This window comes from Pseudomonas cyclaminis, assembly GCF_015163715.1.
GTDB classification, from domain to species: Bacteria; Pseudomonadota; Gammaproteobacteria; order Pseudomonadales; family Pseudomonadaceae; genus Aquipseudomonas; species Aquipseudomonas cyclaminis.
This window is the reverse complement of sequence record NZ_JADDUM010000046.1, coordinates 19,823-44,220: the sequence shown is the minus strand read 5'-3', so window position 1 is coordinate 44,220 and position 24,398 is coordinate 19,823. Positions and strand designations below refer to the sequence as shown.

General features: G+C 60.8%; 26 protein-coding genes and 1 pseudogene. 14 read left to right on the top strand and 13 right to left on the bottom strand.

Annotation, left to right across the window (positions count from 1 at the left end; translation table 11 throughout):
- Nucleotides 1-104 precede the first annotated feature (104 nt).
- A complete protein-coding gene (locus IQK56_RS08105) occupies nucleotides 105-1,082 on the bottom strand; it encodes a quinone oxidoreductase family protein (RefSeq protein WP_122305586.1) in 978 nt (325 codons plus the stop codon).
- A 159-nt stretch (nucleotides 1,083-1,241) separates the two neighbouring features.
- On the opposite strand from IQK56_RS08105, the gene hemF reads away from it, so the two are divergent.
- On the top strand, nucleotides 1,242-2,174 hold the full coding sequence (gene hemF / locus IQK56_RS08100; protein WP_122305585.1) for an oxygen-dependent coproporphyrinogen oxidase: 933 nt from the start codon (nucleotides 1,242-1,244) through the stop codon (nucleotides 2,172-2,174).
- Nucleotides 2,174-2,992 carry a shikimate dehydrogenase gene (gene aroE, locus IQK56_RS08095; protein ID WP_150674566.1) on the top strand — a complete coding sequence of 273 codons (819 nt, stop codon included), beginning with the start codon at nucleotides 2,174-2,176 and terminating at the stop codon, nucleotides 2,990-2,992. The genes hemF and aroE overlap by 1 nt, the downstream gene beginning before the upstream one ends.
- A 16-nt stretch (nucleotides 2,993-3,008) precedes the next feature.
- Here aroE and IQK56_RS08090 read toward each other — a convergent pair whose 3' ends face one another.
- From IQK56_RS08090 to betC, 3 genes and pseudogenes are all read right to left on the bottom strand, one after another.
- Nucleotides 3,009-4,577, bottom strand: a complete 1,569-nt coding sequence (locus IQK56_RS08090; protein ID WP_150761164.1) for a SulP family inorganic anion transporter — start codon at nucleotides 4,575-4,577, stop codon at nucleotides 3,009-3,011.
- Nucleotides 4,578-4,715: 138 nt separating this feature from the next.
- Nucleotides 4,716-5,629 (bottom strand): annotated as a pseudogene (choX, locus tag IQK56_RS08085) (choline ABC transporter substrate-binding protein).
- A gap of 16 nt (nucleotides 5,630-5,645) precedes the next feature.
- Nucleotides 5,646-7,160, bottom strand: coding sequence for a choline-sulfatase (gene betC / locus IQK56_RS08080; protein WP_193863297.1), 1,515 nt, complete (start codon nucleotides 7,158-7,160; stop codon nucleotides 5,646-5,648).
- A 103-nt stretch (nucleotides 7,161-7,263) separates the two neighbouring features.
- Here betC and IQK56_RS08075 point away from each other — a divergent pair, with 103 nt between their 5' ends.
- The 6 genes from IQK56_RS08075 to IQK56_RS08050 all read left to right on the top strand — a co-directional run bounded on the left by IQK56_RS08075 (nucleotide 7,264) and on the right by IQK56_RS08050 (nucleotide 12,875).
- The gene (locus IQK56_RS08075) at nucleotides 7,264-8,214 is read left to right on the top strand and encodes a choline sulfate utilization transcriptional regulator (protein WP_122305578.1); all 951 of its coding nucleotides are present in this window, start codon (nucleotides 7,264-7,266) and stop codon (nucleotides 8,212-8,214) included.
- 31 nt (nucleotides 8,215-8,245) lie between these two features.
- The gene (locus IQK56_RS08070; protein ID WP_122305577.1) at nucleotides 8,246-8,575 is read left to right on the top strand and encodes a DOPA 4,5-dioxygenase family protein; all 330 of its coding nucleotides are present in this window, start codon (nucleotides 8,246-8,248) and stop codon (nucleotides 8,573-8,575) included.
- Nucleotides 8,576-8,671: 96 nt separating this feature from the next.
- Nucleotides 8,672-9,631, top strand: a complete 960-nt coding sequence (locus tag IQK56_RS08065; RefSeq protein ID WP_193863295.1) for a 2-dehydro-3-deoxygalactonokinase — start codon at nucleotides 8,672-8,674, stop codon at nucleotides 9,629-9,631.
- Nucleotide 9,632: 1 nt separating this feature from the next.
- On the top strand, nucleotides 9,633-10,253 hold the full coding sequence (locus IQK56_RS08060; protein WP_112192839.1) for a 2-dehydro-3-deoxy-6-phosphogalactonate aldolase: 621 nt from the start codon (nucleotides 9,633-9,635) through the stop codon (nucleotides 10,251-10,253).
- A 47-nt stretch (nucleotides 10,254-10,300) separates the two neighbouring features.
- A complete protein-coding gene (gene dgoD / locus IQK56_RS08055) occupies nucleotides 10,301-11,449 on the top strand; it encodes a galactonate dehydratase (protein ID WP_099586165.1) in 1,149 nt (382 codons plus the stop codon).
- Nucleotides 11,450-11,570: 121 nt separating this feature from the next.
- Nucleotides 11,571-12,875 (top strand): MFS transporter, encoded by a 1,305-nt coding sequence (locus IQK56_RS08050; protein WP_122305574.1) that lies wholly within the window; start codon nucleotides 11,571-11,573, stop codon nucleotides 12,873-12,875.
- Between the two features lie 38 nt (nucleotides 12,876-12,913).
- Here the strand turns inward: IQK56_RS08050 and IQK56_RS08045 are convergent, their stop codons facing one another.
- The 4 genes from IQK56_RS08045 to trpB all read right to left on the bottom strand — a co-directional run bounded on the left by IQK56_RS08045 (nucleotide 12,914) and on the right by trpB (nucleotide 17,355).
- The gene (locus tag IQK56_RS08045; protein ID WP_150761167.1) at nucleotides 12,914-14,572 is read right to left on the bottom strand and encodes an FAD-binding oxidoreductase; all 1,659 of its coding nucleotides are present in this window, start codon (nucleotides 14,570-14,572) and stop codon (nucleotides 12,914-12,916) included.
- Nucleotides 14,573-14,740: 168 nt separating this feature from the next.
- Nucleotides 14,741-15,181, bottom strand: a complete 441-nt coding sequence (locus tag IQK56_RS08040) for an anti-virulence regulator CigR family protein (RefSeq protein WP_112192842.1) — start codon at nucleotides 15,179-15,181, stop codon at nucleotides 14,741-14,743.
- 135 nt (nucleotides 15,182-15,316) lie between these two features.
- A complete protein-coding gene (gene trpA / locus IQK56_RS08035) occupies nucleotides 15,317-16,126 on the bottom strand; it encodes a tryptophan synthase subunit alpha (RefSeq protein WP_150674571.1) in 810 nt (269 codons plus the stop codon).
- Entirely contained in the window at nucleotides 16,126-17,355 is a 1,230-nt protein-coding gene (gene trpB / locus IQK56_RS08030; protein ID WP_122305571.1) for a tryptophan synthase subunit beta, read from the bottom strand. Before trpB ends, trpA begins: the two co-directional genes overlap by 1 nt.
- Before the next feature lie 110 nt (nucleotides 17,356-17,465).
- On the opposite strand from trpB, the gene IQK56_RS08025 reads away from it, so the two are divergent.
- Nucleotides 17,466-18,365: a LysR family transcriptional regulator gene (locus tag IQK56_RS08025; RefSeq protein ID WP_150674572.1), complete on the top strand. Its 900-nt coding sequence runs from the start codon at nucleotides 17,466-17,468 to the stop codon at nucleotides 18,363-18,365.
- Here IQK56_RS08025 and IQK56_RS08020 read toward each other — a convergent pair.
- A complete protein-coding gene (locus IQK56_RS08020; protein ID WP_193863293.1) occupies nucleotides 18,362-18,688 on the bottom strand; it encodes an ElaB/YgaM/YqjD family protein in 327 nt (108 codons plus the stop codon). The genes IQK56_RS08025 and IQK56_RS08020 overlap by 4 nt on opposite strands.
- Nucleotides 18,689-18,844: 156 nt before the next feature.
- Between IQK56_RS08020 and IQK56_RS08015 the strand changes: the two genes are divergently transcribed.
- Both IQK56_RS08015 and IQK56_RS08010 read left to right on the top strand, forming a co-directional pair.
- A complete protein-coding gene (locus IQK56_RS08015) occupies nucleotides 18,845-19,060 on the top strand; it encodes a dodecin (RefSeq protein WP_032885105.1) in 216 nt (71 codons plus the stop codon).
- Nucleotides 19,061-19,176: 116 nt separating this feature from the next.
- Nucleotides 19,177-19,401 carry a DUF1161 domain-containing protein gene (locus IQK56_RS08010; RefSeq protein WP_150674573.1) on the top strand — a complete coding sequence of 75 codons (225 nt, stop codon included), beginning with the start codon at nucleotides 19,177-19,179 and terminating at the stop codon, nucleotides 19,399-19,401.
- Between the two features lie 58 nt (nucleotides 19,402-19,459).
- Here the strand turns inward: IQK56_RS08010 and IQK56_RS08005 are convergent, their stop codons facing one another.
- Nucleotides 19,460-20,461 carry an LLM class flavin-dependent oxidoreductase gene (locus tag IQK56_RS08005; RefSeq protein WP_193863291.1) on the bottom strand — a complete coding sequence of 334 codons (1,002 nt, stop codon included), beginning with the start codon at nucleotides 20,459-20,461 and terminating at the stop codon, nucleotides 19,460-19,462.
- Between the two features lie 220 nt (nucleotides 20,462-20,681).
- On the opposite strand from IQK56_RS08005, the gene IQK56_RS08000 reads away from it, so the two are divergent.
- Both IQK56_RS08000 and IQK56_RS07995 read left to right on the top strand, forming a co-directional pair.
- Nucleotides 20,682-21,113 carry an OsmC family protein gene (locus tag IQK56_RS08000; protein WP_122305567.1) on the top strand — a complete coding sequence of 144 codons (432 nt, stop codon included), beginning with the start codon at nucleotides 20,682-20,684 and terminating at the stop codon, nucleotides 21,111-21,113.
- Nucleotides 21,114-21,321: 208 nt separating this feature from the next.
- Nucleotides 21,322-21,561: a DUF1161 domain-containing protein gene (locus tag IQK56_RS07995; RefSeq protein ID WP_122305566.1), complete on the top strand. Its 240-nt coding sequence runs from the start codon at nucleotides 21,322-21,324 to the stop codon at nucleotides 21,559-21,561.
- On the opposite strand, the gene IQK56_RS07990 is transcribed toward IQK56_RS07995, so the two are convergent.
- On the bottom strand, nucleotides 21,562-21,984 hold the full coding sequence (locus tag IQK56_RS07990; RefSeq protein ID WP_193862282.1) for a PA0061/PA0062 family lipoprotein: 423 nt from the start codon (nucleotides 21,982-21,984) through the stop codon (nucleotides 21,562-21,564). It abuts the gene before it with no gap.
- A 73-nt stretch (nucleotides 21,985-22,057) separates the two neighbouring features.
- Between IQK56_RS07990 and IQK56_RS07985 the strand changes: the two genes are divergently transcribed.
- Nucleotides 22,058-23,101, top strand: a complete 1,044-nt coding sequence (locus tag IQK56_RS07985; RefSeq protein WP_122305564.1) for an aminopeptidase — start codon at nucleotides 22,058-22,060, stop codon at nucleotides 23,099-23,101.
- 70 nt (nucleotides 23,102-23,171) lie between these two features.
- Here the strand turns inward: IQK56_RS07985 and IQK56_RS07980 are convergent, their stop codons facing one another.
- Both IQK56_RS07980 and IQK56_RS07975 read right to left on the bottom strand, forming a co-directional pair.
- Nucleotides 23,172-23,831 carry an HAD family hydrolase gene (locus IQK56_RS07980; protein WP_193862283.1) on the bottom strand — a complete coding sequence of 220 codons (660 nt, stop codon included), beginning with the start codon at nucleotides 23,829-23,831 and terminating at the stop codon, nucleotides 23,172-23,174.
- Complete coding sequence (locus IQK56_RS07975; protein ID WP_099601826.1) at nucleotides 23,828-24,370, bottom strand: gamma carbonic anhydrase family protein; 543 nt, start codon at nucleotides 24,368-24,370, stop codon at nucleotides 23,828-23,830. Before IQK56_RS07975 ends, IQK56_RS07980 begins: the two co-directional genes overlap by 4 nt.
- Nucleotides 24,371-24,398 lie beyond the last annotated feature (28 nt).

Sequence of the window (24,398 nt, the reverse complement as noted above, 5' to 3'; positions counted from 1 at the left end):
CCCGGCTCCCACATTTGACCGCGTTGTCATGAACGACACCGATCAACTGTGGGAGCCGGGCTTGCCCGCGATGAGGCCCTTACAGACTCCAAATATCCATTGCCTTACGGCAACAGAATGGTCGACCCCGTGGTACGCCGCCCCGACAGCTCCGTCTGCGCCTTCGCCGCCTCCGCCAGCGAATACCGCTGGTTGATATCAATGCGCACCTTGCCGCTTTGGATCATCGAAAACAGATCATCCGCCATCGCCTGCAAGTTCGTCGGGTTGTTGGCGTAGGTCGCCAAGGTCGGCCGGGTGACGTACAGCGAGCCTTTGGCCGACAGTATCCCCAGGTTTACGCCATCCACCGCGCCCGACGCATTCCCGAAGCTCACCAACAATCCACGTGGTGCAACGCTGTCTAGCGAGGTGAGCCACGTGTCCTTGCCGACGCCGTCGTACACCACCGGTACCTTTTTGCCGTCGGTCAATTCCAGCACGCGTTTTGCCACGTCTTCCTTGCTGTAATCAATGGTTTCCCAGGCACCGAGGGATTTGGCCAATGCGGCTTTTTCCGGCGAACTCACGGTACCGATCAACTTCACGCCCAGCGCCTTGGCCCATTGGCAGGCCAGGGAGCCCACGCCACCGGCAGCGGCGTGGAACAGGATGGTTTCGCCGCCCTTCAGTTCATAGGTCTGGCGCAGCAGGTACTGCACGGTCAGGCCTTTGAGCATGGCCCCGGCGGCTTGTTCGAAGCTGATGTCGTCTGGCAGGTGCACCAGGTTGGCGGCGGGCAGTACGTGCAGCTCGCTGTACGCGCCGAGCGGGCCGCTGCCGTAAGCCACGCGGTCGCCGACCTTGAATTGGCTGACTTCGCTACCCACCGCATCAACCACGCCAGCGCCTTCCGCGCCCAGGCCGGACGGCAAGGCCGGTGGCGCGTACAGGCCGCTGCGGAAATAGGTGTCGATGAAGTTCAGGCCTATGGCCTCGTTACGCACCCGAACCTGCTGCGGGCCCGGCTCCGCCGGTGTGTAGTCGACATACTCAAGTACCTCGGGGCCGCCATGGGCGCTGAACTGGATACGTTTTGCCATCTGCCTTCTCCTTGGTTCGAACTCGCGTAGCCGCCTATCGAACTCCTAAGCTTGATCTTCGTCAACTGCGACGGCATAGGGTGCAGTGGTATCCTGTGCGCCCATTTGCCGCCGACGCCCAATGGCCTCGCGTAGCTTTGCCCGATTCAAGGTGATGCCATGACTACCCGCACCGAGGCTGTAAAGGCCTACCTGCTTGACCTGCAAGACCGCATTTGCAGCGCCCTGGAAACCTTCGAGACGGACACTCGCTTTATCGAAGACGCCTGGACCCGGCCTGCCGGCGGCGGCGGTCGCACCCGTGTGATCGAAAACGGATCGGTGATCGAAAAAGGCGGCGTCAACTTTTCCCACGTATTTGGCAGCGGCTTGCCACCGTCCGCCAGTGCACACCGCCCAGAGCTGGCCGGTCGCGGCTTTGAAGCCCTCGGCGTGTCGTTGGTGATCCATCCGCACAACCCCCATGTGCCGACGTCCCATGCCAACGTGCGTTTTTTCATCGCCGAAAAAGAAGGTGAAGAGCCGGTGTGGTGGTTCGGCGGCGGCTTTGACCTCACCCCGTATTACGGCAATGAAGAAGACTGCGTTCACTGGCACCGCGTGGCCGAGCAGGCCTGCGCGCGGTTCGGTCCGGACGTGTACTCGCGCTACAAGGCCTGGTGCGATACCTATTTCCACATCAAGCACCGCAACGAGCCCCGTGGCATCGGCGGGCTGTTTTTCGATGACTTGAACGAGTGGGACTTCGACACCTGCTTCGCCTTCATCCGCGCCATCGGCGATGCCTATATCGATGCCTATCTGCCGATCGTGCAGCGCCGCAAGGCCACGGCCTATACCGAGCAGCAGCGTCAGTTCCAGGAATTCCGGCGCGGCCGCTATGTTGAATTCAACCTGGTCTACGACCGTGGCACCCTGTTTGGCCTGCAATCGGGCGGGCGTACCGAGTCGATCCTGATGTCGTTGCCGCCGCAAGTGCGCTGGGGCTATGACTGGAAAGCCGAGGCCGGCAGCGAAGAAGCGCGCCTCACCGATTACTTCCTGCAAGACCGCGACTGGCTCGGCCTTGCCGCGCCTAAGGCGGCCGTCTGATGGATCGTTACGTTGTATTCGGCAACCCCATCGGCCACAGCAAGTCGCCGCTGATCCACCGCATGTTCGCCGAGCAGACCGGCGAACAACTGGACTACAGCACCTTGCTTGCGCCCTTGGAGGATTTCACCGGTTGTGCCCGTGAGTTTTTCCTGCAAGGCCGTGGCGCCAACGTCACCGTACCGTTCAAGGAAGACGCCTACCGCCTGGCCAACAACCTCACCAAACGCGCCCAACGCGCTGGCGCGGTGAATACCCTGAGCAAGCTGGCCGATGGCACGCTGCTGGGCGATAACACCGACGGCGCGGGCCTGGTGCGCGACCTGACGGTCAACGCCGGGTTGAGCCTGCAAGGCAAACGCATCCTGCTGCTGGGTGCCGGTGGCGCGGTACGCGGGGTGTTGGAGCCGTTGCTGGCCGAGCGGCCTGCTTCCTTGATCATCGCCAACCGCACCGTGGCAAAGGCCGAATTGCTCGCCGAACTGTTCGACGACTTGGGCCCGGTGTCTGCCAGTGGCTTCGACTGGCTGCGTGAGCCGGTGGACGTGATCATCAATGCCACGTCTGCCAGCCTGTCAGGCGAAGTACCGCCGATTGCCGGCAGCCTGATCGAACCGGGTAAGACCTTTTGCTACGACATGATGTACGCCAAGGAGCCGACCGCATTTTGCCGTTGGGCGTCTGAGCAAGGTGCTGCGGTGGCGATGGATGGCCTGGGCATGCTGGTGGAACAGGCGGCCGAAGCATTCTTCCTGTGGCGCGGTGTGCGCCCGGATTCGGCGCCGGTGTTGGCTGAGCTACGTCGTCAGTTGGCCTGATACATTTGAACCGCGTTCAGTTCTCGAAATGGAGGGGGCATTTGTCGGCCCCTTCCAGCTTCTTCAGTTCTTCCACCACCTGCGGCCGCGCCCCGCGCAATGTCAGGCTACGCCCCAACCCTTTCAACCGCCGTGCCTCCTGGTGCAGCATTTCCACCCCGGAATAGTCGATAAAGTTGATCTGCTGCGCTTCAATCACCACCCGCTCGCCCTGCAGACTTTGCAGGCGCACTTGCAGGTAATGGCTGGCGCCAAAGAAGATCGAACCGCCGACGCGCAGTACATCTTCGTCACCCTCGCGCCATTGCTGAACCCGAGGTTGCGATGTGCGCTTGAGGTAGAAAAACAACGACGCCAACACCCCCGCATAGATCGCCGTTTGCAGCTCCAGCAGCAAGGTGGCGATGAAGGTCAGGCTCATCACCACAAACTCAGCGCGGCTGACTCGGAACAATGCGCGAATCCCGCGATGATCCACCAGACCCCAGCAAATCAGCAGGATGCTCGCCGCCATGCTCGGGATCGGAATATGCGCGATCAGCGCAGCGCCAAACAACGCAAACAGCGCCACCCACGCCGCCGAAAATACCCCGGCCAACGGCGAGCAGGCACCCGCCTCATAGCTGAGGCCAGAACGGGTAAAGGAACCCGCCGACAGGTAACCCGAGAAAAATCCGCCGACGATATTGGATAAACCCTGCGCACGAACTTCCTGATTCGCGTCGAGCAACTGTTGCGAACGCGCTGATAACGAGCGGGCAATCGACAGGCTGGTCACCAGCCCCAGCATACCCACCGCCACCGCACTGGGCAGCAGGCGCAGGATCATGTCCAGGTCCAAGGGTAACGGGCTGAACGGCGGCAGTTTGCCGATAAACGAACTGACCAACGCCACATGCCCGAACATCGCTGGCCACAGCCATGCTGCGACGCTGCTTAAGGCCAGTGCGATCAACAGCGTCGGCCAGCGCGGCACCAGGTACTTGAGCACTGCGCCCACCAGCAATGTACTCAAGCCCAGGGCGAGCGAGGCGTGGTCCCATTGGCCGCCATGCTCGATCAACGCCAGCAAGCTATTGATCGCTGTGGCCTGGCTCGGCAGGTCAAGCCCCAGCAGATTGGGCATCTGCCCCAGCGCGATTACCACGGCGGCGCCGAGGGTAAACCCCAGCACGACCGAGTGAGACACAAAGTTCACCAGCGCGCCAAAGCGCAGCATGCCGAGTAACCACTGAAACGCGCCCGCGAGGAAGGTCAGCAACAGGATCAGGGTGATGTAGTCCTGTGATCCCGGTACGGCCAGTGGACTGACGCTGGCATACAGCACGATGGAAATGGCCGCCGTAGGGCCACAGATCAGGTGCCAGGACGAGCCCCACAGGCAGGCGATCAGCACCGGAATGATGGCGGCATACAGGCCGTACTCCGGTGGGAGACCGGCGATCAGCGCGTAGGCAATCGACTGCGGCAGGGCAAGCACGGCGCCACTGAGGCCCACCAGCGCATCCCGGCCGACACTGGCGCGGGTTTGGCGTGGGAGCCAGCTGAGGAAGGGGAAGAGTGTGTGGCGGTTGGGCCGGGGCATCACAGGCTCGGATTTAAAGGGTTAAACCAGAATAACATTGGGTTGCCCGTAGCTGCCGTATTGACACCCCGCGTTCTGCGGGGCGCCAACGCAGCCTCGCTTGCGCTCGACAGCTGCTACGGGGGAAGGGGGCAGGCGTTAGAGCTTGGCTTTGACGGCTGCCAGCGCCTCTTTGCCATCCACGGTTTTCACCCCGTCCAGCCACTTATCCAACACCGCCGGATTGGCCTTGATCCACGCTTTCGCAGCCTCGGCATTGCTGACCTTGTTGTTGACCACCTCGGCCATGATGCTGTTCTCCATTTCCTGGGTAAAACTCAAGTTGGTCAGCAGTTTTCCTACGTTCGGGCAGGCCTGCGCATAACCCTTGCGGGTCAGGGTGTACACGCTGCCGGTGTCACCAAAGTACTTTTCCCCGCCTTTGAGGTAGTGCATTTTCAACTGCACGTTCATTGGGTGCGGGGTCCAGCCGAGGAAGGTGACGAAGCGTTGTTTTTTCACCGCCCGTGACACTTCAGCCAGCATCGCCTGTTCGCTGGATTCGATCAGCTTCCATTGGCCGAGCTCGAAGTCGTTTTTCTTGATGATGTCCTGCAACGAGATATTCGCCGCGCGCCGGAGCCGATGCCGTAGATCTTCTTGTCGAACTTGTCGGCGAATTTGTTCAAGTCGGCAAAGTCATGCACACCCGCGTCCCATACGTAGTCCGGCACGGCGAGGGTGAACTCGGTGCCGTCGAGGTTTTTCGCCAGTTGCACCACATCGCCGTTGGCCACGAACTTGTCGTAAAACCCCTGCTGCGCGGGCATCCAGTTGCCCATGAACACATCCACCTGGCCGTCCTTGAGACCGCCAAATGTAATCGGCACCGCGAGGGTGTCGATCTTGGGTTTGTAGCCCATGCCCGTCAGCAGAAAACCGGTGATGGCGTTGGTGGCCGCGATATCGCTCCAGCCTGGATCGGCCATTTTCACGGTGTCACAGCTCGCGTCTGCATACACATTGGCGCTGCCCAGCACCAGCATGCCCACTATCACAGATAACTTTTGCATGGCCTTCCCTCTGTATTTATTGGTTTTGGCAGGGTTGTGGATAACGTGCCTTGCGCTCCAGGTCATCGAGGTCGATATGGTTGCGCATGTACTGCTGACTGGCGTCTACCAGTGGCTGGTGATCCCAGCTCTTCAGCTTGCCTTGGGTCAGCGCCTCGAACACCAGGCGCCGACGGCGTTGGCTGGCGAGCACCTGCTGGTGGATCGCCGGGATGTCCCATTTGGTCCGCGCTTCACTTAAAAACGCCTCGAACAGTGACCGATGCTGCGGTGACTGGCTGAGATCTTCCAGCTCGTGCGGGTCGTTGTGCACATCGAACAGCAGGCAGGGATCGTCTTCGCTGTAGATGAATTTGTAGGCGCCCCGACGAATCATCATCAGCGGGCTGATGGTGCCTTCGGCCATGTACTCGCCGAATACTTCGTCGTGCCCGCCCTGCCCTTGCAAGTGCGGGACCAGTGAGCGGCCATCCAGTGGCAGTTGTGGGTCGAGTTCGCCGCCGGCCAGTTCCACCAGGGTCGGCAGCAGGTCGGCGGTGGACACAGCTCTGGAAACACGGCCCGCGGCAAACTGCCCCGGTGCACAGACCAGCAGCGGCACGCGGGCGGCCATTTCAAACCAGTGCATTTTGTACCAGAGGCCGCGCTCACCCAGCATGTCGCCGTGGTCACCGGAGAACACGATGATGGTGTCGTCGGCCAGGCCGGTGTCTTCCAGGGTTTGCAGGAGCTTGCCGACATTGCTGTCGATGTAACTGCAGGCACCGAAGTAAGCCCGGCGCGCATCGCGGATCTTATCCACAGGCAGCGGCTTGTCCCACAGGTCATAGACCTTGAGCAGGCGTTGGGAATGCGGGTCGAGATCAGTTTGCGCGGGTGTTGTAGGCAAAGGGATGTCGTTGTCGTCGTACAGATCCCAGAATGGCTTGGGAATGGTGTACGGGTCGTGGGGATGGGTCATCGACACGGTCAGGCAGAACGGCTGGTCGCCGTCTTCACGAATATGGTCGAACAGGTACTGTTGGGCCTTGAACACCACCTCTTCGTCGAAATCCAGCTGGTTGGTGCGCACACACGGGCCGGCTTGCAGCACCGAGGACATGTTGTGATACCAACTGGGGCGCACGTCCGGCTCATCCCAATTCACCGCCCAGCCATAGTCTGCGGGGTAGATGTCGCTGGTCAGGCGTTCTTCATAGCCGTGCAACTGGTCTGGCCCGCAGAAATGCATCTTGCCCGACAGCGCGGTGCGGTAACCGAGGCGACGCAAGTAGTGGGCATAGGTCGGTACATCGGCGGGCAAATCCGCCGCATTGTCGTAGGCGCCGATCTTGCTCGGCAATTGGCCGCTGACCAAGGTGAAGCGCGACGGCGCGCACAGTGGGCTATTGCAATAGGCAGCGTCGAACACCACGCCTTGTTCGGCGAGGCGGCTAAGATTTGGCAGCTTGATCGGGGAAGGACCGTAGAACGGCAGCATCGGCGCGGCCATTTGATCGGCCATGATGAAAAGAATGTTCTTGCGCTTCATGGGTTCTCGGCATTCCATAGGCGGTGTTTATGCGAATGAGCATGCGGCCCATGGAAAATGGGGTAAAGCCCATAAAAAGCAATGTCTAGGATAAGCACAGCTTATGTATGAGTCCCTTGGTGAGCTGTCCCTCGACCTGCTGCGCGCATTTGAAGCGGCGGCACGCCATCGCAGTTTTACCGCTGCCGCGATGGAGCTGGGCACCACCCAGCCCGCGATCAGCCAGCAGATCAAGCGCCTGGAAGAACAGCTGGCGGTCCGCCTGTTTGATCGCATCTATCGCGGTATCGAACTCACGGACGCCGGCGCCCTGCTGTTCGAGCATGTGCAGGGTGGCCTGCAGAGCATCAATCAGGGCCTCAGCGCCATCACCCAGCAGGACCAGCACGAAGTGCTGCAAGTGGCCACCGACTTCGCCTTCGCCGCCTATTGGCTGATGCCGCGTCTGCACCGTTTCCACCAGGCCAATCCTCAGGTCGATGTGAGCCTGGTGACCAGCGAACGCAATCACGCGACCCTGCGCAGCGACATTGATGTGGCGGTGCTGTTTGGCGACGGCCGCTTCAAGCAGGGCGACAGCCTGTGGCTGTTCAATGAGGAAGTGTTCCCGGTGTGCAGCCCGCAGTGGCTCAAGGACCAACCCGTGCCACTGACCCTGCAGAATTTGCACGATGTGCCCTTGCTGCACCTGCGCCAGGAAAACAACAGTCAGTGGTTCGACTGGAGTGGTGTATTTCGCGAGTTGGGCATCACCACAGCGCCGACCCCCGGCCAGCTGCGCTTCGACAACTACACCTTGCTGATCCAGGCGGCGATTGCCGGCCAAGGCGTGGCCATCGGCTGGCGCCATTTGGTGGATAACCTGCTGGAGCAGAACTGGCTGTGCCGACCGATCAGCGACACCGTGATCTCACGTTTCGGCTACTACGTGGTACAGCCCCAGCGCAAACGCCGGGGGCAGTTGGTCGAGCGTTTTGTCGACTGGCTGGTGGCCGAGCAGGCCAGCAGCGCGCAGTCGTTGACCGGGCTGGCCCTGCCGTCGATTGCGGTCTAGGATTTGGCGCATATTGGATCCGGAGTCCGTCATGCAACGTATCAAGGGCTATCACGCCCATATCTACTTCGACGCGAGCACCCTTGAGCAGGCGCGCACCCTGTGCGAAGACGCCGCCAAACTCTTTCCGCTACGCATGGGGCGTGTGCACGAAAAGCCCGTCGGCCCGCACCCGGACTGGAGCTGCCAATTGGCGTTCGACGCCGAATACATCGGCGTGGTGCTGCCGTGGCTGGTGATCCATCGCAACGGCTTGGTGGTGTTCCTGCACCCGGATACCGGCGACGATTTGAAGGATCACACCGACTATGCGATCTGGATGGGCGCCATGCGTGACCTGAACTTGTCAGCCTTTTCTTAAATTTAATCCCTAAATATGGGATTGATATTTATATATTGAGACTTTCTCGCCCATAGGTTTATATTCGCCGCATCCGCTCAGAACTCAGGTGAAGCGATGCAGGCGCAATTGATCGCGCTCGATTGGGGGACCAGCTCCCTTCGTGCTTACAAACTCGGCCCCGCAGGCGTGGTGTTGGAACAACGCTCGCTGGCGTCGGGCATCATGCATTTGCCCAGCGAGCCCCGGGATATCGCCGGGGTGCGTTGCAGTGACGGTTTTGAATTGGCCTTTGATGCGGCGTGCGGTGACTGGCTCGACGCCCAACCCGGCGTGCCGGTGATCGCTTGCGGCATGGTCGGCAGCGCCCAGGGCTGGAGCGAAGCGGCTTATCGCAATACTCCGGTCGACGTCGCCAGCCTCGGGCAGGCTCTGCATACGGTGCGCAGCCTGCGCGGTGTCGATGTGCACATCGTGCCGGGGGTGATCGAGCAGGTCGGTTTGCCCAATGTGATGCGCGGCGAAGAAACCCAAGTGCTGGGCGTGCTGCAGGGTTTGGGCGCTGAAGTGTTGATTGGCCTGCCGGGCAGTCACTCCAAGTGGGTCGAGGTCGTCGATGGCCGTATCACTCACTTCGATACGTTCATGACCGGTGAAGTCTTCGCCGTGCTGAGCAAGCACAGCATCCTCGGCCGCACCCAAAAGACCCCCGAAGCCTTCCAGGCCGACGCCTTTGACCGCGGCGTGCATGTGGCGTTGTCCCAAGATGGCCAGCGCGGCGTGCTGTCGACCTTGTTCAGCGCCCGCACCCTGGGGCTCACCAGGGAACTCGCTGGCGACCAGCAGCCCGATTATCTGTCTGGCCTGTTGATCGGCCACGAACTCGCCGGCCTACCGGCCAGTGCCCGCAAGACCCCCATCATCCTGGTGGGCGCCGCGCCGCTGTGCGCCCGCTACCAACGCGCCCTCGCCCTTTGCGGCTTCGCCCATGTCAGCCTGGCGCAGGAAGCCACCGAGTGTGGCCTGTGGCAATTGGCCGTGGCGGCCGGGCTCGTTCAACCTGTATCGGAGGCCTGACATGCTCAAGCAAGCACTCGCACAAAACGGTTTGATCGCTATCCTGCGCGGTCTGCGCCCGGATGAAGCCCAGGCGGTCGGCCAGGTGTTGTATGACGCCGGTTTCCGTGTGATCGAAGTCCCGCTGAATTCGCCGGACCCCTACACCAGCATCCGCACCCTGCGCGACAGCCTGCCCGCCGATTGCCTGATCGGTGCCGGCACGGTGTTGACGCCGGAGCAGGTCGGGCAGGTCAAAGCTGCCGGCGGCCAAGTGATCGTCATGCCCCACAGCGATGCCAAGGTGTTGCGCGCCGCCAAAGCGGCGGGCCTTTACCTGTCGCCGGGTGTGGCCACGCCGACCGAAGCCTTTGCGGCCCTCGCCGAAGGCGCCGACGTGTTGAAGTTGTTCCCTGCCGAGCAAATGGGCCCGGCGGTGATCAAGGCGTGGCTGGCGGTATTGCCGGCGGGCACGCTGCTGCTGCCGGTGGGCGGCATTACCCCGGACAACATGCAGGTGTTTACCGACGCCGGCGCCAAGGGGTTCGGGCTGGGTTCCGGGTTGTTCAAACCGGGTATGACAGTGGATCAGGTAGCGAGCCGTGCCCAGGCTTATGTCGCCGCCTGGAAAGCCCTGAGCTGATATCAAGTTCCGCGCCCCTGGCGCTGCATCTATAAGAGAGATAACAGATGAAAATCACCAAACTGACGACCTATATCGTCCCGCCGCGCTGGTGCTTCCTCAAGGTCGAGACCGACCAAGGCGTGACCGGCTGGGGTGAGCCCGTGGTCGAAGGCCGCGCACACACTGTGGCGGCTGCCGTTGAAGAACTGTCCGACTACCTGATCGGCAAAGATCCACGCAATATCGAAGACATCTGGACCGTGCTCTATCGCGGCGGCTTCTACCGTGGCGGCGCCGTGCACATGAGCGCCCTCGCCGGTATCGACCAGGCGCTGTGGGACATCAAGGGCAAGGCCCTCGGTGTGTCGGTCAGCGACCTCCTGGGTGGCCAGGTGCGCGACAAGATCCGCGTGTACTCGTGGATCGGCGGTGACCGTCCGGCCGACACCGCTCGCGCTGCCAAAGAGGCCGTGGCGCGCGGTTTTACCGCCGTGAAAATGAACGGCACCGAAGAATTGCAGTTCGTCGACAGCTTCGAAAAAGTCGACCTGGCCCTGGCCAACGTGGCGGCCGTGCGTGACGCGGTCGGCCCCAACGTGGGCATCGGCGTCGACTTCCATGGCCGGGTGCACAAGCCCATGGCCAAGGTCCTGATGAAAGAACTGGACCCGTACAAACTGATGTTTATCGAAGAACCGGTGCTCAGCGAAAACTACGAAGCGCTCAAGGAACTCGCGCCGCTGACCAGCACCCCGATTGCCCTGGGCGAGCGCCTGTTCTCGCGTTGGGACTTCAAACGCGTGCTCAGCGAAGGCTACGTCGACATCATCCAGCCGGATGCTTCCCACGCAGGCGGCATCACCGAAACCCGCAAGATCGCCAACATGGCCGAAGCCTACGACGTGGCCCTTGCCCTGCACTGCCCGCTGGGCCCGATTGCCCTGGCAGCCTGCCTGCAACTGGACGCGGTCTGCTACAACGCGTTTATCCAGGAGCAAAGCCTGGGCATTCACTACAACGAGAGCAACGACTTGCTCGACTACGTGCGTGATCCAGGGGTGTTCGACTACGACAAGGGCTTCGTGAAGATCCCCAACGGGCCGGGCCTGGGCATTGAGATCAACGAGGAATACGTGATCGAACGCGCGGCTATCGGCCACCGCTGGCGCAACCCGATCTGGCGCCATGCCGACGGCAGCTTCGCCGAGTGGTGATTTCTGCCTGAAAGAGCACGGTCATGGATGTGGGAGGGGGCAAGCCCCCTCCCACACTTGATCCGGTTTTTTCAGTCGGTTCAGTTTCAGTCCTCAACAAACATAAGAAGAGGCAACCCCCATGCACCCTGAATCCCTCACCGGACAGGCGTCTTTAGTCACGCCTACCCGAAAGCGCTACTTCATCATGGTGTTGCTGTTTATCACCGTGGTTATCAACTACCTCGATCGCAGCAACCTGTCGATTGCCGCGCCGGCGCTGACCAGTGAATTGGGGATCGACCCGGTGCACGTCGGCCTGATTTTCTCCGCGTTCGGCTGGACCTACGCGGCCATGCAGATCCCCGGCGGCTGGCTGGTGGACCGCGTGCCGCCGCGCATCCTCTACACCGCTGCCTTGCTGTTGTGGTCCATCGCGACCGTGATGCTCGGTTTCGCCGCCAGCTTCATTGCGCTGTTTGTATTGCGCATGGCCGTGGGTGCGCTGGAAGCCCCGGCCTACCCGATCAACAGCCGCGTGGTCACCACCTGGTTCCCTGAGCGCGAGCGCGCTACGGCGATCGGTTTCTACACCTCCGGGCAGTTTGTCGGGCTGGCGTTCCTCACACCCGTACTGGCCTGGCTGCAACACTATTACGGCTGGCACATGGTGTTTGTCGTCACCGGTGGCGTAGGTATTTTGTGGGCGGCGATCTGGTATGCGGTGTACCGCGAGCCAAAGGACTTCAAAGGCGCCAACGAGGCTGAAATCCAACTGATCCGCGACGGGGGCGGCCTGGTGGATATGCAGGCGCAAACCGTCAAGGCGCCGTTCAGCTGGGTCGACCTGGGCATTGTGCTGAGCAAGCGCAAACTCTGGGGTATCTACCTGGGGCAGTTCTGCCTCAACTCCACCCTGTGGTTCTTCCTGACCTGGTTCCCAACCTACCTGGTGAAATATCGCGGCATGGACTTCATCAAGTCCGGCCTGCTGGCGTCGCTGCCGTTCCTGGCTGCGTTCGTGGGCGTGCTGTGCTCGGGGATTTTTTCCGACTGGCTGATTCGCCGGGGGGCGTCGGTAGGCTTTGCGCGTAAGTTGCCGATCATTGGCGGGTTGTTGATTTCCACGGCGATCATCGGCGCCAACTACGTGGACTCGACCGCATGGGTGATCGCGTTCCTGGCGGTGGCGTTCTTTGGTAACGGCCTGGCGTCAATCACCTGGTCGCTGGTGTCGACCCTCGCGCCGGCACGTTTGCTGGGCCTGACCGGCGGCGTGTTCAACTTCATCGGCAACCTGGCGGCAATTGCCACGCCGATCGTGATTGGCTTTCTGGCCAGTGGCGATTCGTTCGCGCCGGCGATTACCTATATTGCGGTGCTGGCGTTGCTTGGGGCGTTGTCCTACATCCTGCTGGTGGGCAAGGTGGAACGGATCCAATTGTAAAAAACCGGGCGACCCCAGGGTCGCCCTTCTTTTTTGAGTTACGGCACCGACATCTCGTTGCGGAACACATTCAACGGGTCCCAGCGCCGTTTGGTACGCCGCAGACGACTTTCGATGATCAGATCAGGGAAGAAGATGCTGTACCAATTGGGGTTCTTGGCATTGGCGGGGTTGCCACCAAGGTGCGTCATGTCCAGGTCTGGGTAATTGATGTAGCAACCCTCGAACTCGCTGTTGATCGGCACGCCGCCGGCATTGGCAAAGGCGCTGAAATAAAGCCCCTGGATCCAACGTGCGTGAGTCTGGTCCGAGGCGGTGCTGGCATCGCGCCAATAACATTGCGGTTGCCACTTCAGATAAGAGGAGCGCTGCGCCGCCGACGATTCTCGACGTACTCCCGGAGCGGGCTCATTGATGCGACCTCCAAAGGATTGGATCTGGATCAGACTCTGGGTCAGGTCGTTATCGGGGTCATCCAGGGTTAACGTGTCCCAGATGGCTTGCAGTACCTGGGGCGTGAAAACACCCTTCTGGTACGCCGACTTATACCGCCCGCGCTGGTTATCGCCTGAACCATTCAAGGTTTGCTGGCACGGTAGCCAATCCAGGCGTTGAGCGGCGTCCCGGGCAGCGGGCAAGGCGTTGATGGTGCGCCCGCCAGCGCTGCCTCGCGGCAAATGGATCACGTGAAACGGAACCAGAGATTCGGTGGCGGGTAGTGCAATGGCGGCGAGCATCCGGGTGACGAAATCGTCGAAGGGTGCCTGGTCGTTGAGTTCGCCATCCTTGTCCACGTAGTGAATGCCCAGCGTCAGGTTGCCGGTGTGCTGATGACGCATCTCCAGTTTGGTCGCCAGCCCCCAGGTATCCGGGTTGCTCTGATTGTTGGCAAACCACAGCTGGTAGGCGGCCAACAGGTTGTCGAGTGCCGGCTTGGTCAGTAGCGCCCAGTCCCATTCCAGCACCAGCCAAAGCACCTCTTTGGGTGCGTCCGGCAATGCCTTGAAGTAATAGCTGGTGATGACGCCGAACTGGCCGCCCCCCGCACCGCAGCATGCGGCGAACAGGTTGAGTTCGTCTGGATCCGTGCTGTCACGGGAGACGTGCACCGGTACCAGGCCGTTGCCCAGGGCGTTGGGTACCAGCATGTCGACGCCGTCCAGCCAGTCGCAGACCAGCCCGTGTTTGCGTGACAGCAACCCGTACCCGCCGCCGCAGATATGCCCGCCCAGCCCGACGGAATAACATGAGCCTCCCGGCAGTGTCTTGCCTGCCAGTTTGTACAGCGCGACATAGGCATCCCAGTTCTGGCCGCCGGCTTCCAGGCGAAAGGCATAGCGATAAGGCAAGCCCGCCACCAGTTGAGACCCGATTTGCCCATTCGGGTCGTAGGCCAATTGGTTCATTTGCCCGATATCCAGAATCGACAACACCTCGCCGAATTGTTCGGGCATTTTGTTGGCGACAAATCCCTCGTAGCAGTGGCCGCCGCTGCGCACGGTAATCCGCCCATTGGGAACCGCCAACGCCTGTGCAGCAGCGTCGATGATGTCCTGGGGGCTGTGGCAGAGGTAAATCAGGTTGGCGCCATTGGGTGACGATTGGCCTTGGACGTTGCCCAGTGGCCAGCGCAGGTTGAAGCCTTTCTGCAGGGTTGGATGACGGCGGTCCGAAGCGGTGATGAGATCAAATGCCATGATGTACTCCTAAGAGCCGAAGATGACTTCTGATGCGGCTAACTTAACGACCGGTAGGCAAGGAATGCGGGGCTTGCGAGGTGGTTAGACGGCAATAGGCATGAAGTGCGTTAGGGGGAGCAAAACGCTCACCCCTCAAGCCTAGCGGACATTCGAGAGGTTATGCGGTCAGTTCAGCACACCGTCCAGAATCTCGTAGACGATGCCTGTACCCACGGCAATCAACACCACATCCGGCCCCGAGCGGCGCCATTCGTAACCCTGGTACACCGGCAGGCGGGCCAGGGCGCGGTTGTCCAGGCGTTCGCCGTAATAGCCGCGTGGCAGTGGCTCGCCGCGAACCAGGCGCACATTCGGCGGCGGCGGTGCGCCACGGGAGAACTGGCCATGGTTGTCGTGGATGATCTGGCGCACCGGGCCGAAGTCCTGGGGTGGGCCGCCGCGACGGTTGGCCTGTGGGCCGCGATGGTCGTCGCCCCGTTGCTCGTGCTGGCCTTGCGGGCCGCCACGGTCATCACCTCGCTGGTCAGGCGGCGCGGCTTGCACCAGGGCGCTGGCGCCAAGCACCAGCACGCCAAGACCTGCAATCACGGATTTGGGCATCTTCATCGGGTATTCCTCAGGGCACACAAACAAAAAAGGGACGTCGAACGCGGTTCGAAATCCCTTGGTCTTGCTGTTTAGGCCGTGAAGCGGCGAGTTGATTCCTCTGTATCAGGAACTTTACCTCTGGCTACATGGCGCTTACTTACGGGCGTTACGCACACCTTCCGACAGCGCCGCGCAATGGCTCAACACCCCGTCGATGGCTTGCTGGTCGTTGCTGGCATTGGCGATGTGATCGATCAACGCCGACCCCACCACCACACCGTCCGCCAGGCGAGCGATGGCCGCGGCTTGTTCCGGGGTGCGGATACCAAAACCGATGCTGATCGGCAGGTCGGTATGGCGGCGCAGGCGGGCCACGGCTTCTTCGACGTGCTCCAGGGTGGCGGCACCGGCACCGGTCACACCGGCCACCGAGACGTAGTACACAAAACCGGAGCTGCCGTTGAGGACGGTCGGCAGGCGCACGTCGTCGGTGGTCGGCGTGGTCAGGCGGATAAAGTCGATACCTGCCGCCTGGGCTGGGTCGCACAGCTCGCCGTTATGTTCAGGGGGCATGTCGACCACGATCAGGCCGTCGACACCGGCTTCTTTGGCGTCGGCGATGAATTTGGGCACGCCGTATTTGTGGATCGGGTTGAAGTAGCCCATCAACACCAGCGGGGTGTCGTTGTTGTCTTTGCGGAACTCGCGAACCATCTGCAGGGTTTTCAGCAGGTTCTGCTTGGCTTCCAGCGCCCGGATGTTGGCTAACTGGATGGCTGGGCCGTCGGCCATCGGATCGGTGAAGGGCATGCCCAGCTCGATCACATCGGCGCCGGCGGCCGGCAGGCCCTTGAGGATTGCCAGGGACGTGTCATAGCCAGGATCGCCGGCGGTGACGAAGGTCACCAGGGCGGCGCGGTTTTGTTCTTTGAGTTGGTCAAAGCGCGTTTGCAGGCGGCTCATCAGTGTTTCTCCTGCTTGGAGGACTGTTCCATATGGTGCATCACGGTCTGCATGTCTTTGTCGCCACGGCCGGACAGGTTGACCACCATCAGGTGATCCTTCGGCAGGGTCGGTGCGCGTTTGAACACTTCGGCCAGGGCGTGGGCGCTTTCCAGGGCAGGAATAATCCCTTCCAGGCGGCAGCACTTGTGGAAGGCATCCAGGGCTTCGTCGTCCGTCACCGAGGTGTACTGGACGCGGCCGATGTCGTGCAACCAGGCGTGTTCCGGGCCGATGCCAGGGTAATCCAGGCCGGCGGAAATCGAGTGGGCGTCGATGATCTGGCCGTCGTCGTCCTGCAGCAGGAAGGTACGGTTACCGTGCAGTACACCCGGTACGCCACCGTTAAGGCTGGCCGCGTGCTTGCCGGTTTCGATGCCGTGGCCGGCGGCTTCCACGCCGATGATCTCGACGCTGGTGTCGTCCAGGAACGGGTGGAACAGGCCCATGGCGTTGGAGCCGCCGCCGATGCACGCCACCAGGCTGTCCGGCAGGCGGCCTTCCTGGGCTTGCAGCTGGGTGCGGGTTTCCTTGCCGATCACGGCCTGGAAGTCGCGCACCATCGCCGGGTACGGGTGTGGGCCGGCCACGGTGCCGATCAGGTAGAAGGTGTCGTCGACGTTGGTCACCCAGTCACGCAGGGCCTCGTTCATCGCGTCCTTGAGGGTGCCGGTGCCGGCCACCACCGGGATCACTTCGGCGCCCAGCAGCTTCATGCGGAACACGTTGGCCTGCTGGCGCTCGATGTCGGTGGTGCCCATGTAGATCACGCATTGCAGGCCGAAACGTGCGGCGACGGTGGCGGTGGCCACACCGTGCATGCCGGCGCCAGTCTCGGCAATGATGCGTTTTTTGCCCATGCGCCGCGCCAGCAGGATCTGGCCGATGCAGTTGTTGATCTTGTGCGCGCCTGTGTGGTTGAGCTCTTCGCGCTTGAGGTAGATCTTGGCGCCGCCGCAGAACTCAGTCAGGCGCTCGGCGAAGTACAGCGGGCTTGGACGGCCCACATAGTCGCGCTGGAAGTAGGCCAATTCCTCGTTGAATGCCGGATCGATCTTGGCCGCTTCGTATTCGCGGGCCAGGTCGAGGATCAACGGCATCAGGGTTTCGGCAACGTAGCGGCCGCCGAATGCGCCAAACAGGCCGTTGGCGTCAGGGCCGTTGCGTAGATCGGTCTGGGACTGAGTCATGGGACGCTCCAGGAAAGAAGGTGTGTAACTAACAATGAGGGCCACTTTACCCCTGACGCTCCCGACTGAAAACCGATAAGATCGCCGCGACCTGTCAGGAAAACTCACATATGAGCCGAGACCTTCCGCCCCTTAATGCCCTGCGTGCGTTTGAAGCCACCGCACGGCTCAACAGTGTCAGCCAAGCGGCTGAGCAGTTGCACGTGACCCACGGAGCAGTCAGCCGACAGTTGAAGGTGCTTGAGGAACACTTGGGGGTCAGCCTGTTCATCAAGGATGGGCGCGGCCTTAAACTCACAGATTCCGGCGTTCGGCTACGGGATGCCAGCTTCGAGGCATTCGAGCGGTTGAGGGATGTATGCGCCGAACTGACCCAGGCCAGCGCCGACGCGCCGTTTGTGCTCGGCTGCTCGGGAAGTTTGCTGGCGCGCTGGCTGATCCCGCGCTTGGGGCGCTTGAACTCGGACTTGCCGGACTTGCGCCTGCACCTGTCAGCAGGTGACGGCGACCTTGATCCTCGGCGCCCCGGCCTTGATGCCCTGCTGGTATTCGCCGAGCCACCGTGGCCGGCGGACATGCAGGTGTATGAGCTGACCAGTGAGCGCATCGGCCCGGTGATGAGCCCGCGCTTCAACGGCTACGAACGCCTGCGCCAGGCGCCCGCCTCGTCTTTATGTGGCGAAGCGCTGCTGCACACTACGTCGCGCCCCCAAGCCTGGCCCAGTTGGGCGCAGCAACACGGCATCGAGCCCGGCGCGTTGAAACACGGCCAGGGTTTTGAGCATTTGTATTATTTGCTGGAAGCGGCGGTGGCCGGGCTGGGTGTGGCGATCGCGCCGCAACCGTTGGTGGCCGAGGACTTGCGTGCAGGTCGGCTGGTGGCGCCGTGGGGTTTCAGTGAAACCCCGGCGCACCTGGCATTGTGGCTGCCCAAACGCGCCGCAGACGGGCGCGCCGGGCAACTGGCGCAGTGGCTCAAGGCTGAGCTTTCGCGCCAGCCGGTTAGTTAGTCACCACGCTTGCACAGCAGATAAGCGGCGAGCAGGCCCAAGGCACCGACAGCTAAACCGGCTGTAGTCCATGGGTGCTCTTGAGCGTAATCCCGGGTAGCGACACCGGTTTCGCGGATTTTGACTTTGCTTTCTTCATAGGCGTCGCTGATCAGGTGGCGGGAGTGCTTGAGGGCATTCTCGGCATTGCTTTTCAGGGCCTTCAAGGTTTTGCGCGACTCATCGGACGCATCGTCCTTGAGGCTTTCAAGGGACTTGAGCAGGCTCGAAATCTCGGCTTCCATGCTTTCCAGCGACGCTTTGCGTAAAGAAGTGTTGGCCATGTGGACTCTCCTGAAGTGATTGAGTGGCGTGTGTAGATACCGACTCCAGCGGTTTCAGAAAGTGCAGTAAATCTGAACTTTCGAGTAGGAATGACCGCCAGAAGCAGTACGAACATTGACTGCTACGCTTGCTTAACGACCCTTAGGAGAACTGCCATGAGTGATCACCACACCTACAAGAAAGTCGAACTGGTCGGCTCGTCGACCACGAGCATCGAAGACGCCATCAACAATGCCATTGCTGAAGCCAACAAGAGCATCAAGCACCTGGAGTGGTTTGAGGTGACTGAAACCCGCGGGCATATCGAAAACGGCAAGGTCGCCCACTACCAGGTCACCCTCAAGGTGGGGTTCCGAATTGCCAGTAGTTGATCGGGCGAGTTGAACTTTGCCGGCTGGCCGATTGCCATAACCTGCGCTACAACCAATGGGTGCCGACGCCACAAGCGTCGGCACGTTCTTTTTGATCAGCGCAAGGAAAGTAACGGATGAAGAAGTTCCTGTTAGCGGTAGGTTTGTTGAGCATGGCCGGCACAGCCCTGGCGGCGGGCAAGCCTTGTGACGAGCTGAAAAGCGAAATTGCAGCGAAAATCGACGCCAAGGGCACTTCGGGTTATTCGCTGGAAGTGGTGGATAAAGGCGCCTCGACCGACGCAAAAGTGGTCGGTAGCTGTGAAGGCGGCACCAAGGAAATCGTCTACAAGCGCGGTTGATCCTGTGTTTCAGACATAAAAAACCGACGCAGTTGCGTCGGTTTTTTTCGCCTGGGTTTTAGGCCTTCATCACCTGCGCCAGCAGCTCGTAGGAATGAATCCGGTCGGCGTGTTCATACAGGTCGCTGGTGAAGATCAGTTCGTCGGCGCCGGTCTGCTCGATCAATACCTCCAGTTTGGCGCGGATCTTCGCCGGACTGCCGACCATTGCCAGGCCGAGGAAGCTTCCTACCGCATCTTTCTCATGGGGCAGCCACAGGCCGTCCATGGTATCGACCGGCGGGCGCTGCACCAGGCTCTGCCCACGCATCAACGCGAGGATGCGCTGGTACACCGAAGTGGCCAGATAATCGGCCTGCTCATCGGTATCGGCCGCCACCAGCGGAATGCCGAGCATCACATAAGGTTTATCCAGCACAGCGGAAGGCTTGAAGTGATTGCGGTACACGCGAATCGCTTCGTGCATCAGGCGTGGTGCGAAATGGGAGGCGAAGGCGTAGGGCAAACCGCGCTCGCCTGCCAACTGTGCGCTGAACAGGCTGGAACCGAGCAACCAGACCGGTACGTTAGTGCCGGTGCCGGGTACGGCGATGATGCGTTGGTCGGGTGTACGCGGGCCCAGGTAGGCCATCAGCTCGGCAACATCTTCAGGGAACTCATCGGCGCTGCCGGAGCGTTCTCTGCGCAGAGCGCGTGCGGTCATTTGATCGGAACCCGGCGCACGGCCCAGGCCCAGATCGATACGGCCGGGGTAGAGGCTTTCCAGGGTGCCGAACTGTTCAGCGATCACCAGCGGCGCGTGGTTGGGCAGCATCACACCACCGGAGCCGACGCGGATGGTCGACGTACCGCCCGCCAGGTAACCCAGCAACACCGAGGTGGCCGAGCTGGCGATGCCGTCCATATTGTGGTGTTCAGCCACCCAGAAACGGTTGTAGCCAAACTTTTCCACATGCTGGGCCAGGTCCAGGGAATTGCGCAGCGACTGCGCCACACTGCCATTGGCCCGCACGGGCACCAGGTCGAGGGTCGAGAACTTCACGTCGGACAGCGATTTCATAAGCCTGCTTCTCCAATAGGGGCGCAGGCTTTTTAGACGATCCAAAACCTGCCGCTTCATGTGCATGCTCTATGCAATGAGGGCATATACCCGAGATTCAATAGCTGAGTAGAAATTTCCTACTAGATTGCTAGGTTTTTCCGACAAGAAGATGAACTTTGCCAAGCTGTCTATCCTCAGAACCCTTACTGACGCAAAACCACCGTTCGAGGAGACCGCTATGAGTATCGTTAAAAAAGCATCCGCGCATTGGGAAGGTGACCTGAAGACGGGCCTGGGGTCCATCTCTACGGAAACCGGCGTGTTGCGCGAAGCGCCCTACGGCTTCAAGGCACGTTTTGAAGGCGGCAAGGGTACTAACCCGGAGGAACTGATCGGTGCCGCGCATGCCGGCTGTTTCTCCATGGCGTTTTCCATGATTCTGGGCGATGCGGGGCTTAAGGCTGACAGCATCGACACCGAGGCCGAAGTGACGCTGGACCAGGTCGATGGCGGTTTTGCTATTACCGCGGTGCACCTGATCCTGAAGGCGAAAATCCCAGGCGCGAGCCAGGCGCAGTTCGATGAGCTGAGCAAGAAGGCAAAGGAAGGCTGCCCGGTGTCCAAAGTGTTGAATGCGAAAATCAGCCTGGACGCCACGCTGGTCAACTGACCGCGTAGGTCCACTGTGGGAGGGGGCTTGCCCCCGATAGCGGTCTTTCAGTCATCTAAATGTCGACTGATCCACCGATATCGGGAGCAAGCCCCCTTCCACATTCAGTTCTGCGTTAAATCAGAACTCGTGTTTCCAAACTGTGGTCGAATAGCCATATGCAGCCTAGGCGCACACCCGTGCGCAGTGCATTCAGGGAGCTTCACATATGAAACGTTTTGCCTTGGCGATCATCTGCGGTGTGTTGGCCACTTCGGCCGTGGCCGCGCCGAAAGATTGTGAAGAGCTCAGGAAAGAGATCGAGGTCAAGATCCAGGCTAACGCGGTGCCGACCTACACCCTGGAGATCGTCAGCAAGGAAGAAGCGGATAAGCACGACGTAGCCATGATCGTCGGCAGATGTGAGAACGGCACCAAGGCGATCGTCTACCAAAAAAATAACAACTGATCAGAGGCAGTTCACGCTGCGCTCTTCAGCCAGTAATTGGCGGGTGGCGTTATACAGGCGGATATTCGGCGTGTAGCCCAACGAGCGCCCTTCCAGGCGATAGCGTTGACCCGCCTCGAAATGGTCGTACTGCAGGGTAATGAAGCAGGTTCGCTCGGTCGTTTGGCCAAAACTGCTCAAATTGCCGCCGGTAGGCACTTCAAAATCAAAACGTACCATCAACTCGTGGCCGCCAGGCGGGACTTGGAAGTAGCGCCCATCGGTAAGGTTCTTGCCGTCCAGGCGCTGCGCCATCACCAGCTTGGCGCCCGGCGTTGGCGTGGCAAAATCAACCCATGCTTGTTGCGGATCGGCGGGAGGCACCGGGGTTGACGTACAGGCGCTGATGAACACGGCGGCGGCGCAAAGCAAGAGCTGACGCATGACAGGCACTCGGTGACAGGACGGGTATCTCGGTCAGTATAAACACGAACCCATCACCCAAGAGCAGTCAGGTATGGTCAGGCGTTTTCTTCCAGGGTTGATGGTTTTGCTGCTCAGTGGCTGCTCCAGTGTCAGCTACTACAGCCAATTGGCGGGTGGCCAGTGGCAGCTGTTGCAGGCTCGGGAGCCAGTTTCAGACGTCGTCGCTGACCCATCCCGCCCGCAGCAACTGCGCGACCATCTCGCTCAATCCCAAAAAGCGCGCACCTTCGCCAGCGAACATCTGCACCTGCCTGACAACCAGAGTTACCGGCTGTACGCCGATATTGGCCGGCCTTATGTCGTCTGGAATGTCTTTGCCACGCAGGAATTTTCCCTGTCTCCTGAAAATCACTGCTTCCCCATTGCCGGTTGCGTGGCCTATCGCGGTTATTACAGCCAAGGTGCAGCGCGGGGTGAGGCGGCGTTGTTGCGTCAGCAAGGCCTGGATGTGTCGATTGGCGGGGTGGAAGCCTATTCCACGCTGGGTTGGTTCAATGACCCGATCATCAGTTCGATGATGAACTGGGGTGATGAACGCCTCGCCACGCTGATTTTTCACGAACTCGCGCACCAGCGCTTTTATGTGAAGGACGACACCGAGTTCAACGAATCATTTGCCAACTTTGTCGAGCAGGAAGGCACCCGACAATGGCGCGCCGCCCGTGGTTTGGGGCCTCTGAGCAATTTGACGTTGAAGCAGCGTGACCAGTTTATCCAGTTGATCCTCGACACTCGCAAACGCCTGGAAAAACTCTACGCGCAGCCGCTGTCTGCCGAGTCGATGCGCCTGGGCAAGGCAGCTGAATTCGAGTACTTGCGCCGCGAGTACCGGCAGATGCGCGACAGCCAGTGGGGTGGCGACAAGCGTTATGACGCCTGGATCAACCTGCCGATGAACAATGCGCGGCTATTGCCGTTCGGGCTGTATGACCAGTGGGTGCCGGCGTTTGCGGCGTTGTTTGCACGGGAAGGCGGGGATTGGGTGAAGTTCTATGCAGCGGTGGAGAAGTTGGGCGGATTGCCGGTGGCGCAGCGCAAGGCGGCGTTGAGGCAGTTGGAGGCTGTTCATCAGTAGGGACTCATCGGGGGCAAGCCCCCTCCCACATTTGTTCAACATGTGGGAGGGCTTGCCCCCGATGGCGGCCTCAAGGCTGCTGCAAAAACGCCTGATGCATCTCTGCCAAGGTTTCAAAGTGCCAGGTCGGCGCCTCCGCATTCAACTCTTCAAAGCTGCCAAACCCATAACCCACGGCCGCCGAATCCAGCCCATTGCTACGCGCTCCGATCAGGTCGTGCTTGCGATCACCAATCATCAAGGTCGTGGCCGGGTCCAGGCCTTCCTCGCGCATCAGATGCGCGATCAGCTCGATCTTGTTGGTCCGCGTCCCATCCAATTCGCTGCCGTAGATCACCTTGAAGTGCTTGGCAAAGTCGAAATGTCGGGCGATTTCACGGGCAAATTCCCACGGCTTGGAGGTGGCTACATACAGCTGGCGGCCCTGGCTTCTCAAGTCTTCCAGCAGCGGCGTCACCCCGTCGAACACGCGGTTTTCATACAGCCCCGTGACTTTGAATCGCTCGCGGTAAAAATTCACCGCCTCCCAGGCCTTGGCTTCATCGAAGTCGTAGAACTGCATGAACGCTTGCAGCAACGGCGGGCCGATGAAGTGTTCGAGTTTGCTCAGGTCCGGCTCGTCGATGCCCAGTTTGCCGAGGGCATACTGGATCGAGCGTGTGATGCCCTCGCGTGGATCGGTGAGGGTGCCGTCCAGGTCAAACAACACGGTTTGGTAAGGCAGGCTCATTGGTCAAATCCTTCAGCCAGGTGCAAGTCTTTGAGCTTCACGTAGTTCGCGGCGCTGTAGGTGAAAAAGGCGCGCTCCTTGTCCGTCAGCGCCCGGATTTGTTTAACCGGGCTGCCCACATACAAAAAGCCGCTGTCGAGTTTCTTGCCCGGCGGCACCAGGCTGCCGGCGCCGATGATCACGTCGTCTTCCACCACGGCGCCGTCCATCACGATGCTGCCCATGCCGATCAAGATGCGATTGCCTACGGTGCAGCCATGCAGCATGACTTTGTGAGCGATGGTCACGTCGTCGCCGATCAGCAGCGGGAAACCATCAGGATTGAAGGGGCCTGCGTGGGTAATGTGCAGCACGCAGCCATCCTGCACGCTGGTGCGCGCACCGATGCGGATGCGGTGCATGTCGCCGCGAATCACGGTCAGCGGCCAAACCGAGCTGTCGGTGCCGATTTCGACATCGCCGATCACCACCGCCGAAATATCGACAAAAGCCCCGGCGCCCAGGGTTGGCGTGTGGTTCTGATAGGTGCGAAGGGTCACGATAGCCTCTCTCTCTTCTGCTGATAGC